The 12,106-nt window shown below is 70.7% G+C and carries 11 protein-coding genes and 1 tRNA gene; 5 read left to right on the forward strand and 7 right to left on the reverse strand.

Annotated features, from left to right (window positions below):
* The first annotated feature begins 27 nt into the window (after nucleotides 1-27).
* The 3 genes from pheA to ACE1OA_RS17005 all read left to right on the forward strand — a co-directional run bounded on the left by pheA (nucleotide 28) and on the right by ACE1OA_RS17005 (nucleotide 3,633).
* A complete protein-coding gene (gene pheA, locus ACE1OA_RS16995) occupies nucleotides 28-963 on the forward strand; it encodes a prephenate dehydratase (protein ID WP_147978728.1) in 936 nt (311 codons plus the stop codon).
* 577 nt (nucleotides 964-1,540) lie between these two features.
* A complete protein-coding gene (gene serS / locus ACE1OA_RS17000; protein ID WP_432752997.1) occupies nucleotides 1,541-2,830 on the forward strand; it encodes a serine--tRNA ligase in 1,290 nt (429 codons plus the stop codon).
* Nucleotides 2,827-3,633, forward strand: a complete 807-nt coding sequence (locus ACE1OA_RS17005) for an HAD family hydrolase (protein WP_356601269.1) — start codon at nucleotides 2,827-2,829, stop codon at nucleotides 3,631-3,633. Before serS ends, ACE1OA_RS17005 begins: the two co-directional genes overlap by 4 nt.
* Nucleotides 3,634-3,721: 88 nt before the next feature.
* On the opposite strand, the gene ACE1OA_RS17010 is transcribed toward ACE1OA_RS17005, so the two are convergent.
* The 3 genes from ACE1OA_RS17010 to lpdA all read right to left on the reverse strand — a co-directional run bounded on the left by ACE1OA_RS17010 (nucleotide 3,722) and on the right by lpdA (nucleotide 6,078).
* Nucleotides 3,722-3,806 (reverse strand) — tRNA-Ser (locus tag ACE1OA_RS17010).
* 173 nt (nucleotides 3,807-3,979) lie between these two features.
* Nucleotides 3,980-4,585: a rhomboid-like protein gene (locus tag ACE1OA_RS17015; protein ID WP_356601270.1), complete on the reverse strand. Its 606-nt coding sequence runs from the start codon at nucleotides 4,583-4,585 to the stop codon at nucleotides 3,980-3,982.
* A gap of 89 nt (nucleotides 4,586-4,674) precedes the next feature.
* A complete protein-coding gene (lpdA, locus tag ACE1OA_RS17020; RefSeq protein ID WP_356775177.1) occupies nucleotides 4,675-6,078 on the reverse strand; it encodes a dihydrolipoyl dehydrogenase in 1,404 nt (467 codons plus the stop codon).
* Nucleotides 6,079-6,201: 123 nt separating this feature from the next.
* Between lpdA and ACE1OA_RS17025 the strand changes: the two genes are divergently transcribed.
* Both ACE1OA_RS17025 and ACE1OA_RS17030 read left to right on the forward strand, forming a co-directional pair.
* Complete coding sequence (locus tag ACE1OA_RS17025; RefSeq protein ID WP_356601272.1) at nucleotides 6,202-6,876, forward strand: FadR/GntR family transcriptional regulator; 675 nt, start codon at nucleotides 6,202-6,204, stop codon at nucleotides 6,874-6,876.
* Nucleotides 6,877-7,029: 153 nt separating this feature from the next.
* Complete coding sequence (locus tag ACE1OA_RS17030; RefSeq protein ID WP_432752998.1) at nucleotides 7,030-8,298, forward strand: CynX/NimT family MFS transporter; 1,269 nt, start codon at nucleotides 7,030-7,032, stop codon at nucleotides 8,296-8,298.
* A gap of 77 nt (nucleotides 8,299-8,375) precedes the next feature.
* On the opposite strand, the gene ACE1OA_RS17035 is transcribed toward ACE1OA_RS17030, so the two are convergent.
* The 4 genes from ACE1OA_RS17035 to ACE1OA_RS17050 are packed head-to-tail and all read right to left on the reverse strand — an operon-like array spanning nucleotide 8,376 to nucleotide 11,938.
* Nucleotides 8,376-9,095, reverse strand: a complete 720-nt coding sequence (locus ACE1OA_RS17035) for an ABC transporter permease (protein WP_384867920.1) — start codon at nucleotides 9,093-9,095, stop codon at nucleotides 8,376-8,378.
* Between the two features lie 14 nt (nucleotides 9,096-9,109).
* Entirely contained in the window at nucleotides 9,110-10,021 is a 912-nt protein-coding gene (locus tag ACE1OA_RS17040; RefSeq protein WP_356601275.1) for an ABC transporter ATP-binding protein, read from the reverse strand.
* 49 nt (nucleotides 10,022-10,070) lie between these two features.
* Nucleotides 10,071-10,973: an ABC transporter permease gene (locus ACE1OA_RS17045; protein ID WP_356601276.1), complete on the reverse strand. Its 903-nt coding sequence runs from the start codon at nucleotides 10,971-10,973 to the stop codon at nucleotides 10,071-10,073.
* Nucleotides 10,970-11,938: an ABC transporter ATP-binding protein gene (locus tag ACE1OA_RS17050; RefSeq protein ID WP_356601411.1), complete on the reverse strand. Its 969-nt coding sequence runs from the start codon at nucleotides 11,936-11,938 to the stop codon at nucleotides 10,970-10,972. The genes ACE1OA_RS17045 and ACE1OA_RS17050 overlap by 4 nt, the downstream gene beginning before the upstream one ends.
* Between the last annotated feature and the right edge of the window lie 168 nt (nucleotides 11,939-12,106).

Raw genomic sequence — 12,106 nt, forward strand, 5'->3', positions numbered from 1 at the left:
CGGCCGAGGCCCATTAGGGTGACCGGTATGTCAGCCACCCGGTATACGTATCTCGGTCCCGAAGGCACATTCACGGAGGCCGCGTTGCGTACGCTGCCCGAGGCCGCGACCCGGGAGCTCGTCCCGATGGTCTCCGTCCCGGCCGCGCTGGACGCCGTGCGCAACGGCGAGGCCGCCGCCGCGCTCGTGCCGATCGAGAACTCCGTCGAGGGCGGCGTCACCGCGACCCTGGACGAGCTGGCCTCCGGCGAGCCCCTGATGATCTACCGCGAAGTGGTCCTCCCGATCGCTTTCGCCCTGCTCGTACGCCCCGGCACCGCGCTGTCCGAGATCAAGACGGTGACCGGTCACCCCGTGGCACAGCCCCAGGTGCGGAACTGGCTGCGCGCCCATCTGCCCGACGCCGTCTGGGAGTCGGCCGCGTCCAACGCGGACGGCGCCCGTCTGGTGCAGGAAGGCCGCTTCGACGCCGCCTTCGCCGGCGAGTTCGCCGCCGCGACCTACGGCCTGGAGGCCCTGGTCACGGAGATCCACGACGCGGAGAACGCCGAGACCCGTTTCGTCCTCGTCGGCCGGCCCGCCCGACCGGCGGCGCCCACCGGGGCGGACAAGACCTCGGTCGTGCTCTGGCTGGGCGAGGACCAGCCCGGCGCGCTCCTCGAGCTGCTGCAGGAGTTCGCCGTCCGCGGCGTCAACCTGATGCTCATCCAGTCCCGCCCGACCGGCGCGGGCATCGGCAACTACTGCTTCGCCGTCGACGCCGAGGGCCATATCTCCGACCGCCGGGTCGGCGAGGCCCTCATGGGCCTGAAGCGGATCTGCCCGAAGGTGCGCTTCCTCGGCTCGTACCCCCGGGCAGGGGTCGCGGTGGAGGACGTACGGCCGCTGCGGAACGGGACGTCGGACACGGAATTCATGGCTGCCTCCGATTGGCTGGCGCGAGCCCAGGACGGGCGGGCCTGACCTCAGAGTGCCCCGACCGCCCCCCGGCACGGGGGCGGTCGTCCACAGGTAGGGACCACCAGTCCTACCTGCATACTTTTCGGTTACCCACAGAAGTTATCCACAGGCTTGCTTCTCGACCTGGGGACAAGTCGACACGACCCGGCGACATGGTCGACAAATCGCCCTAGCCACTCCACATCCGTCCACAGGCCGCCACCTCGGCCCGTGTCACCCCAATTCCGTTGATCAACTCTTTAGGGCGAGGAATTCCCACCCGAATGAGTGTGCAGAGCAGGGTTGACCAAGGAATTCTTGCCCGCACTTGCCCGATTCGGAACGATCACCTCCACAATCCACAGAAGTTCCGCACAGCCTGTGGATAACAGTCCCGGACCCCTTGCCCCTGTGGAGAAGTCGCTTGATCCACCGGCGGGTTCGGTCAAGCCGCACGCGGCGTTCCGCCCCTTTTCGGGGGGCCATGGACCGTTTATTGACGAATAGGGAGAGCGTTTCCCAATCCCGGCAATTCGGTCAAAGCGACACGCAAGGCTATATCGAGTGGGGTGCCACGAGCCCGCACCGGTAGCCTGGTGGGGTGATTGACCTTCGCCTGCTCCGTGAGGACCCCGACCGTGTTCGCGCCTCCCAGCGTGCCCGTGGAGAGGACGTCGCGCTCGTCGACGCCCTGCTCTCAGCCGACGAGCGGCGCAGGTCGTCCGGCGTCCGCTTCGACGAGCTCCGTTCCGAGCAGAAGGCGCTCGGCAAGCTGATCCCCAAGGCCACCCCTGAGGAGCGCGCCGAGCTCCTGCAGAAGGCCGAGCAGCTCAAGACCGACGTCAAGGCCGCCGAGGCCGAGCAGAACGAGGCCGACGAGACGGCCCGTAACCTCCTGCTCCAGCTCGGGAACATCGTCCACACGGACGTCCCGGTCGGCGGCGAGGAGGACTTCGTCGTCCTGGAGACGCACGGCACCGTCCGCGACTTCGCGGCCGAGGGATTCGAGCCCAAGGACCACCTGGAGCTGGGCGAGGCGCTCGGCGCCATCGACGTCGAGCGGGGCGCCAAGGTCTCCGGCTCGCGCTTCTACTACCTCACCGGCGTGGGCGCCCTCCTCGAGCTGGCCCTCGTCAACGCGGCGATCGCGCAGGCCACCGAGGCCGGGTTCATCCCGATGCTGACGCCGGCGCTGGTCCGCCCGCGCGCCATGGAGGGCACCGGCTTCCTCGGCCAGGCCGCGGCGAACGTGTACCACCTGGAGAAGGACGACTACTACCTCGTCGGGACGTCCGAGGTGCCCCTCGCGGCGTACCACATGGACGAGATCATCGACGCGGACAAGCTGCCGCTGCGCTACGCGGGCTTCTCGCCGTGCTTCCGCCGCGAGGCGGGCACGTACGGCAAGGACACCCGGGGCATCTTCCGGGTGCACCAGTTCGACAAGGTCGAGATGTTCTCGTACGTCGCGCCGGACGACGCCGAGAACGAGCACAGGCGGCTCCTGGAGTGGGAGAAGCAGTGGCTGACCAGCCTTGAACTGCCCTTCCAGGTCATCGACGTGGCCACCGGCGACCTGGGCTCCTCCGCCTCGCGCAAGTTCGACTGCGAGGCGTGGATCCCGACCCAGGGCAAGTACCGCGAGCTGACCTCGGCGTCCAACTGCGACGGCTTCCAGGCCCGCCGGCTCTCCGTGCGCATGCGCGACGACCGCGACGGCAAGAAGGTCGTGCAGCCGCTCGCGACCCTCAACGGCACGCTCTGCGCGGTGCCGCGCACCATCGTGGCGATCCTGGAGAACCACCAGCTGGCCGACGGGTCGGTGCGGGTGCCGGAGGTGCTCCGTCCGTACCTCGGCGGTCGTGAGGTCCTGGAGCCGATCTCCAAGTGAGCGCCTTCCCCTACCGGCTCGTCGCGACGGACCTCGACGGCACGCTGCTGCGTTCCGACGAGTCCGTCTCGGACCGTACGCGTGCCGCCCTCGCCGCCGTGACGGCGGCGGGGGCCGCGCACATCGTCGTGACCGGCCGGGCGGTGCCCTGGACGCGGCACATCCTCGACGACCTCGGCTACGAGGGGCTCGCGGTGTGCGGCCAGGGCGCGCAGGTCTACCACGCCGGTGAGCGCCGGCTGCTGACGTCGGTGACGCTCGACCGGCAGCTGGCCGGCCTGGCGCTGTCGAAGGTCGAGGCCGAGGTGGGCCCGCTCGCGCTGGCCGCGAGCCGCGACGGGCTGGACGGCGAGGTCCTGGTGGGGCCCGGATACCGGGTCCAGGAGGGTCCGCTGCCGGTCCACGCGTTCGAGGACCCGACGGACCTGTGGTCCGCGCCCCTGAACAAGGTCTACATCCAGCACCCGACCCTGTCGGACGACGAGCTGACCCGGGTCGCCCGCGAGACGGTCGGCAGTCTGGTGGACATCGTCGTGGCCGGTCCCGGGATCGTGGAGATCCTGCCGCTCGGGCTGAGCAAGGCGACGGGCCTGTCCCTGGCGGCCCGCCGGCTGGGCGCGAAGGCGGCGGAGACGATCGCCTTCGGCGACATGCCCAACGACATCCCCATGTTCGGCTGGGCCGGGCACGGTGTGGCGATGGCCAACGCCCACGAGGAGCTGAAGGCGGTCGCGGACGAGGTCACGTCCTCGAACGAGGAGGACGGCATCGCCGTCGTCCTGGAGCGTCTGCTGGGCCTCTGAGCCCGTCCGGGGACCCCGCCCCGTCGCCGTGACGGGATGGCGCCCGTCCGTGACGGGGTGTCCCGTCCGTGACGGTGCGGGCGCTGTGCGGAGGATGCGCGGATCGAACGCGCGCGGGGGAGACCCCGACCACGGCTTAGCAAGCCGGTGCCTTGCCACTCGGCCAATCCTCCGGGAGGGGCGGTCCGCGCGGTGGAACCGCGCGCTCGAAGCGACCGCCCCTGCGGCGCTCAGAGAGCGCCGCGTCGCAGGGAGCTCGACGGACTCGAACTCCGACTCGAAATCGTGCCGGTCAACGTCGCGCTCCTCCCCGGTCTCACGTGGCAGGAAGGCGTTTCCCGCGTCTCTAGTCTGGCGGAACGCCGTGCGGCACGGCCACCGAATTACCGCGCGTGAGGGGCCGGCAGGCGAGCCCGATGACGAGCGAGACGGCGTGCCCGAGGTCGGTGTACGTGTGGTTCGTGCAGAGCGGTACGGCGAAGAGCGCCACGACGCCGGCCAGATAGAGGCCGCGCCAGGGCCAGGCCAGCCGGTAGGTCAGGATCCCCATGGACGCGGCGATCCCGTAGCTCACCCCGATGTCCACGACATGGGCCATGCTGCGGGGCACGTCGTGGTCCCGGATCGCCTCCAGGACCACCTGCTGGCTGATCAGCGTGGCGGCGATGTGCGCGCCGGCGACCGTCAGCAGCCAGCGGAGTGTGCCGATCCAGCGCTCGACCGGGGCGTGGAAGACCTCGAAGAGCAGCGCGTACAGGACGAGGTCGGCGGGGTCCTCGATCCAGAACGCGCTGCCGAGCAGGGCGCGGACCGGGTGGTGGGCGAGCTGGTGCAGGTTGCTGCTGTTGCGCTGGAGCAGGGCGCTCTCGAAACCGTCCGAGGACAGCGCGACGATGACGCTGGTCAGGGCGATGATCAGCAGCCAGATGTGCGTACCGGGTGACGAACGCACCCACGACCTGATCGGTCGGGACGGTTCGCCACCCGGGAAGGCTTCGCTCGGCACCTTTCAGTGCCTATCACTCCGCACGCGGCGGGACCTCAGAAATTGATCATGTGTCCGGCAAGACCGTGGACGGCTTCCTTCACGGCCTCGCCCAGCGTCGGGTGGGCGTGGACGTTGCGGGCGACCTCGTGGACGGTGAGGTCCCACTGCTGGGCCAGCGTCAGCTCGGGCAGCAGCTCGGTGACGTCGGGGCCGATCAGGTGGGCGCCGATGATCTCGCCGTACTGCGCGTCGGCGATGATCTTCACGAAACCGGTGGAGTCGCCGAGGCCGTGCGCCTTGCCGTTCGCGGTGAAGGGGAACTTGGCGACCTTGACGTCGAAGCCCTTCTCCCGCGCCTGCGCCTCGGTCCAGCCGAAGCTGGCGATCTGCGGCTGGCAGTAGGTGGCGCGCGGGATCATCGGGTAGTCGAGTTCCATGGTCTCGGCGTCCGCGATGGTCTCGGAGGCGATGACACCCATGGACTCGGCGGTGTGGGCGAGCATCAGCTTGGCGGTGACGTCGCCGATGGCGTAGATGTGCGGCACGTTGGTGCGGCAGCGGCCGTCGACATCGATCGCGCCGCGCTCGGTGAGGGCGACGCCGGTCGCCTCCAGGCCGAAGCCGGTGACGTTGGGCGCGAAGCCGATGGCCTGCAGGACCTTGTCGGCCTCCAGGACCTTCTGCGCGCCGTCCTTGCCGGTGACCGTGACGCGGACCTGCGGGCCGGTCTCGTCGATGGACTCGACGCGGGTGGAGGTCAGCACGTCGATGCCGAGCTTCCGGTACTGCTTCGCCAGCTCCTTGGAGACGTCCGCGTCCTCCAGCGGGGCGATCCGGTCGAGGAACTCGACGATCGTGACCTTCACGCCGTAGTTGTTCAGGACGTAGGCGAACTCGATGCCGATCGCGCCGGCGCCGGCGATGACGATCGACTGCGGGATGTCCTCGGCGAGGATCTGCTCCTCGTAGGTCACGACGCGCTCGCTGCGGGCCGTGCCGGGCAGCAGGCGGGGCGTGGCGCCGGTGGCGATGATGCAGTTGTCGAAGGTGATCGTCTGCGAGGTGCCGTCGGACAGGGCGACCTGGAGGGTGTTCGCGTCGAGGAAGGTGCCGCGTCCGTCGAACTCGGTGATCCCGTTCTTCTTCATGAGGAAGTGGACGCCCTTGACGCGGCCGTCCGCGACCGTGCGGCTGCGGCGGAACGCCTCGCCGTAGTCGAAGGAGACGGTGCCGTCGACCTTGATGCCGAAGGTCTTGGCCTCGTGGTTGAAGATGTGGGCGAGCTCGGCGTTGCGCAGCAGTGCCTTGGTGGGGATGCAGCCGACGTTCAGGCAGACACCGCCCCAGTACTTCTCTTCGACGACCGCGACCCGCTTGCCCAGCTGGGCGGCGCGGATGGCGGCGACGTAGCCGCCGGGGCCAGCTCCGAGTACGACGACGTCGAAGCGGTCTGACATGACTGACTCCCGAGGGTGGTGAGGGTGTTCGTGTCCGCGTACGAGGCCACAGTAATCCCGTGGCACGGACGAGAGCAGTTGTAGGATGACTGGGCAACCGGGCGAATAGGAAGGGTGGTCGGGATGGCGCTGAAGGCCGCGGGGCGGACCTCGCTGGTGGACTCCGTGGTCGAGCAGCTGCGGGGCCAGCTGGCGGAGGGGGAATGGTCCGTCGGCGACCGCATCCCGACCGAGCACGAGCTCGCCGAGCAGCTGGGGGTCGGCCGCAACACGGTCCGCGAGGCCGTACGGGTCCTGGTCCACGCGGGGCTGCTGGAGTCGCGCCAGGGCAACGGCACCTTCGTCAGGTCGACCGCCGACCCGGCCGCCGTGCTGCGCGGGATGCGTCACGCGGGCGCGCGGGACGTCCTCGAACTGCGGGTGGCGCTGGAGGCCGAGGCCGCCCGGCTGGCGGCCGTCCGGCGCGACACCCATGACCTGCTGCGGCTGCGGGCGGCGCTGACGACCCTGCGCGAGGAGGGCGACCGCGACGCGGACGCGGACATGGCCTTCCACCTGGCCGTCGTCGAGGCCACGCACAACGCCGCCTTCACCGAGGTGTACCGCTTCTTCTCCACCCAGGTGCACGAGGTGCTGGTGGAGGCGCTCGGCGACCGGGAGATGCCGCCGGTCGACATCGACGCGCACGAGGCGCTGGCCGCCGCGATCGAGGCGGGGGACCCGGCCGCCGCGGAGGCGGGCGCGCGCGAGCTGCTGCGGGTTCCGATCGAGACGGTCGCCGCGCTGACCGCCGACTGAGCCCGGGCCCCCGGGACCTCGTGGCGTGGCGGCATCCGGGCCCCCGGGCACCACGGAATCCGCCGCTCGTACCGCCACCCGCCCGCGGGCTCCCCCTGCGCCCGGAACCACCGGAGCGATCCCAGCAACCCCAGCAAGGAAAGGCCGTCCGTCGTGTCCCGCCCGGAAGCTCCCCTGTCCCTCCCCCTCGTCGACGCGGAGGCCGACGTCCGGCCCTCGCCCCGCAGGGCCGCCGGGCGGCGGGCGCTGCTCGCTCATCCGGCCTGGCTGATGGTCGGGATCGTGCTGGCGTCGCTCAACATGCGGGCGGCGCTGGCCAGCGTCTCGCCGCTGGTGAGCGATATCGCGGCCGCGTTCGGGCTGTCCTCGGCGGCCAGTTCGCTGGTCACGTCCGTGCCCGTGCTCTTCCTCGGGGTCGGCGCCCTCGTGGCGCCGTGGCTGGGGCGGCGCTTCGGCGCCGAACCGGTGCTGCTCGCGGCGCTGCTGCTGCTCGGGGCGGGCATCCTGCTGCGCGTCCTGCCGTCGGTGTACGCGCTGTACGGCGGCGGCGTGTTGGTCGGCACGGCGATCGCCCTGCTCAACGTGCTGATGCCGGGCCTGATCAAGCGGGACTTCCCGGACCGGGCCGCGTCGATGACCTCGGTCTACACCGGCGCGATGATCGCGGGCGCGACGGTGGTGGCGGCGGCGTCCGTCCCGCTGGAGCAGGCCTTCGGCGACAGCTGGCAGGCGTCGCTCGCCTTCTGGTCGCTGCTCGCGGCCGTGGCGGCGGTCGCCTGGCTGCCGCAGGTGCTGATCGCCCGGGGCCGTACGGGGCACGCGGTACGGGCGGCGGCCCCGGCGACGCCCGCCCGCAGCGTCTGGCGCTCGGCGCTGGCCTGGCAGGTGACGCTCTTCATGGGCCTGCAGTCGCTGTGGTCGTACGTCCTCATCGCCTGGATGCCGACGATCTTCACGGACCACGGCATGAGCCGGTCCACGGCGGGCGTGGTCTTCGCCTTCAACAACCTGATCCAGGTGGCGGGCGCGTTCGTCGTGCCGCTGCTCGCGGGACGGATGCGCAGCCAGCGTCCGCTGGTCGCGCTGGTCACGACCCTGGTGGCGGCGGGCTACACCGGGCTGATGGTCGCCCCGGTCGAGGGCGCCTGGCTGTGGTCCGCGGTGCTGGGCGTCGGGCAGGGCGGTGCGGTCGGTCTCGCCCTGACCCTGATCGTGCTGCGCAGCGGCGACGCGGTCACCGCCTCCCGGCTCTCCGGGATGGCCCAGACCGTCGGTTATCTGCTGGCCGCGGCGGGGCCGTTGACGGCCGGCGCGGTCCACCAGGCGACGGGGTCGTGGACCGTGCCGATCGCCCTGGTGCTGGGCGTCTGCGCGACGGCGCTGGGCGTGGGGCTGCTCGCGGCGCGCGACCGGAAGGTCTGAGCCCGGGCGCCTCCGGGCCGACGCGGCAAGGGCCGGAGCCTCCCCGATCGGGGGGCTCCGGCCTTGTGCTCCGCGTCCTACTCCTCGCCCGCGAGCTTCAGCGTCCGCAGCTTCTGCCCCGCGTACCAGGTCGCCAGGACGGTCACGCCGCCCAGCAGGGCCACCGCCGCCGGCAGGCCGACGTCCGAGGTGACCAGGCCCTCCCCGCTCACCTTCTGGGCGACCGCGAGCGCCCACTGCTGCACGCTGAGCGTCTTCGCCCCGGCGATCAGGGAGCCGAACAGCGCCTCCCAGACCAGCGCGTAGACGAGGCCGATCACCACCGCGTGCCGGCTGACCGTGCCGAGCAGCAGGAACAGCGCGCTGTAGGCGATGGAGGCGACCAGCGCCGCGACGGTGTACGCCACCGCCACCTGCTGGCCGTTCCCGTTGAGGATCATGCCCGCGACGAAGGTGGGGACGGCCGAGAAGACCATCGTCACGGCGATGGCCACGATCAGCTTGGTGAAGATGATCGCGGGCCGCTTCACCGGCTTGGACAGCAGGTAGACGATCGAGCCGTCGTCGATCTCCGGGCCGATCGCGCCGGTGCCGGCGATCACGCCGATCAGCGGCACCATCGTGGCGAGCGCGAAGCCGCCGAGGACGTCGGCGGCGATCTGGTCGTCCGCGCCGTTGAAGGCCCGTACCGCCGCCGAGATGACCAGCAGCAGGGCGGGCAGCGCGAACAGGATCAGTGCCCGCCGGCGGCCGAGAAGGGCCCGGTAGGTGAGCCGTGCGACTGTGGGGTTGTACATCGGTCAGGCTCCTTTCAGGCCGCGACGAGGTACGAGAAGACCGATTCGAGGGACTCGTCCGAGGGCGAGACCGTCAGCAGGCGGATGCCCTGCGCACGGGCCACCCGGGGCAGCAGCTCCGTGAAGCGCCCGAAGTCCACCGCCTGGACGCGCAGCGCGCCCTCCGCCAGGTCGACCTCGATGCCGGCCGTGGACGGGTCGGCGATGAGCGCGGCGGCCAGCGCCCGGTCGTCGCTGGACCGTACGAGATAGCGGTGCGGCCGGTCCGTCATCAGCCGGCGGATCTTGCGGAAGTCGCCCGAGGCGGCGTGGCGTCCGGCCACGATCACCTCGATGTGCGAGGCGAGCTGCTCGACCTCCTCCAGGATGTGCGAGGAGAAGAGCACCGTGCGGCCGGCGGAGCCCATCCGGCGCAGCAGGTCCATCAACTGCATGCGCTGGCGCGGGTCCATGCCGTTGAACGGCTCGTCGAGCAGCAGCACCGACGGCTCGTGCACGAGGGCCGAGGCCATCTTCACGCGCTGCCGCATGCCCTTGCTGTAGGTGGCGATCTTCCGGTCCTGCGCGTACTCCATCTCGACCGTGGCGAGCGCGTGCTGGGCCTCGGTCGCGCCCAGACCGTGCAGCTCGGCGTTGGCGAGGACGAACTCGCGCCCGGTGAGGAAGTCGTACATCGCCTCCCGTTCGGGGACGACGCCGATCTGCCGGTAGACCGACTCGTTTCGCCAGATCGCCTCACCGTCGAGGGTGACGGTGCCGGTGGAGGGGGCGAGGAACCCGCCCATCATGTTGATGAGGGTGGACTTGCCGGCACCGTTGGGGCCGAGGAGTCCGGTGACACCTGGACCGACCGTCATCGTGACGTCGTTGACGGCCACGACGTTGCCGAACCACCGCGAGGCGTGGTCGATGGAAAGAGTGCTCATGGGCGCGGCCCCTTCCTGGAAGGCGTGGGGGTGGTCGACGGGAGGGCGGTCACAGCCCGACCTTTCGGTAGCGGCGCATCAGGACGGCGTACGAGCCGAGGATGAGCGCGATGACGACGAGCAGGTAGACCGCGCCGACACCGGCGCCCGGTCCCGCCTCGGCTCCGCCCGGGAAGGAGGTCGTGGCGCCGAGGAAGGCGGTCTGCACCCCGTCGATCAGCGTGACCGGGGAGAAGAGCCCCAGCCACTTGATGGCGTCGGGGTTGTCGGTGCCGTAGGCGATGCCCTGGAGCGTGGAGACGGCGCCGTACGAGATCACCAGCGTGGCGATGACGGCGGCGACGCCGAAGCCCCGGCGGGGGGTGAGCGCGGCCATGACCAGCCCGATGCCGCCGAACAGCAGCGACAGCAGCGCCACCGACACCAGGCCCTGGCCGAAGCCCTTGCTCTGGTCGGCGAAGTCCATCTTGGCCAGCAGCGAACCGATGTAGAGGATCACCAGCGGGGAGGCCGTGAGAAGGAAGAGCGCGGAGGCCATCGCACCGTACTTGGCGAGCACGTAGTCGAGGCGTTCGATCGGGCGCGAGAAGTAGAGCGGGACGGTCTTGAAGCGCAGGTCGCGCGAGACGGACTGGGGCGCCTGGGCGGCGAGGTAGAGCCCGATGACGGCCTGCGTGAAGATCGCGTACCGCGTGTAGTCCAGCGGCAGGTCCTTCATCTTCGTGGCGACGGCCACGGCCACGATGATCAGCGCGGGAACGCACATCACCGCGAACAGGATCATCGGCAGGACCTTCGACTTGGCGCTGCGGCCGAGTCCGTAGGCGCCGCGCAGCGACTGCGAGAACAGGGCCCGGCGCGCGTACGCACGGCCGAGGCGCGGTCCGTCGTAGTTGCGGTAGCCGATGTTGTGGATCCGAGTGGTCTCGGGGGTCTGGGCCTGGGTGCTCATCGCGCCGGCACCTCCTGCTGCTTCTGCTGGGAGCCCTCGGGCCGGAACACCTCGGCGATGTGGTGCCGGCGCTGCTCCATGCGGACGAGACCGAGGCCGAGGTCGGCGACGGTGTCGCGGACCAGGTCGTACGTCTCCTCGCCGGCGGCCTCCACCAGGAGGATGTGGCCGGCGCCCGGCAGCCCGTCCTCGACGCCCTCGTGGAGGGTGACGCCCGCGGCCGTCAGCGCCGTGCGCAGGGACTCGGCGCCGTCGGGGTGGGTGTCGGAGTCGGTGACCTCGACCGCGAGGGTCGTGGTGGTCTGCGTGAAGTCGCTGGTGGAGCTGGAGCGCAGCAGCCGCCCGCCGTCGATCACGACGACGTGGTCGCAGGTCCGCTCCAGCTCGCCGAGGAGGTGCGAGGTGACGAGGACGGAGATGCCGAAGTCGGTCCAGATCCGGCGGATCAGGCCGAGCATCTCGTCCCGTCCGACCGGGTCCAGGCCGTTCGTGGGCTCGTCGAGCAGCACCAGTTGCGGGTCGTGGACCAGGGCCTGGGCCAGCTTCACCCGCTGCTTCATGCCCGTCGAGTAGCCGCCGATGGGGCGGTAGCGCTCCTCGTACAGGCCGACGTGGCGCAGGGTGTCGGCGGTCCGCTCGCGGGCGGCGGTGGCGGGCAGGCCCGACATCCGCGCCATGTGGACGACGAACTCGGTGGCCGAGACGTCCGGGGGGAGGCAGTCGTGCTCGGGCATGTAGCCGACGCGCTCGCGGATGAGGCCGCCCGAGGTGGCGACGTCCATGCCGAGTACGGCTGCGGTGCCCTCCGTGGCGGGGGACAACCCGAGCAGGATTTTGATCATCGTGGACTTGCCGGCTCCGTTGGCACCCACCAGTCCGGTCACACCGGGCCCGATGTCCAGGGAGAGCCGGTCGAGAGCGGTCACCCGGGGGAACCGCTTGCTGAGGCTTTCGGTGGCGATCACAGTCACGCTTCGACGTTAGTGGCGCAGCGCACATCCGTCGTCAGCCCAACGGCTCGGTCCGTGTCCGACTCCAGACGTACGAACCCGTAGGGGAGGAGAGACCAAAGTCGCTCCCCGGCCACCGCGCACGCGAGTTCTCCACAGGCTGCTGCACGCCTCTTGACGCAG

Source organism: Streptomyces sp. JL2001 (assembly GCF_050917515.1).
In the GTDB taxonomy this organism is placed as follows: domain Bacteria; phylum Actinomycetota; class Actinomycetes; order Streptomycetales; family Streptomycetaceae; genus Streptomyces.

What these genes read in the sequence shown, in the direction of transcription:
- pheA (WP_147978728.1), top strand. Translation starts at nt 28, where the DNA reads ATGTCAGCCACCCGGTATACGTATCTCGGTCCCGAAGGCACATTCACG.
- lpdA (WP_356775177.1), bottom strand. Translation starts at nt 6,078, where the DNA reads ATGTCAGACCGCTTCGACGTCGTCGTACTCGGAGCTGGCCCCGGCGGC.
- ACE1OA_RS17025 (WP_356601272.1), top strand. Translation starts at nt 6,202, where the DNA reads ATGGCGCTGAAGGCCGCGGGGCGGACCTCGCTGGTGGACTCCGTGGTC.
- ACE1OA_RS17035 (WP_384867920.1), bottom strand. Translation starts at nt 9,095, where the DNA reads ATGTACAACCCCACAGTCGCACGGCTCACCTACCGGGCCCTTCTCGGC.
- ACE1OA_RS17040 (WP_356601275.1), bottom strand. Translation starts at nt 10,021, where the DNA reads ATGAGCACTCTTTCCATCGACCACGCCTCGCGGTGGTTCGGCAACGTC.
- ACE1OA_RS17045 (WP_356601276.1), bottom strand. Translation starts at nt 10,973, where the DNA reads ATGAGCACCCAGGCCCAGACCCCCGAGACCACTCGGATCCACAACATC.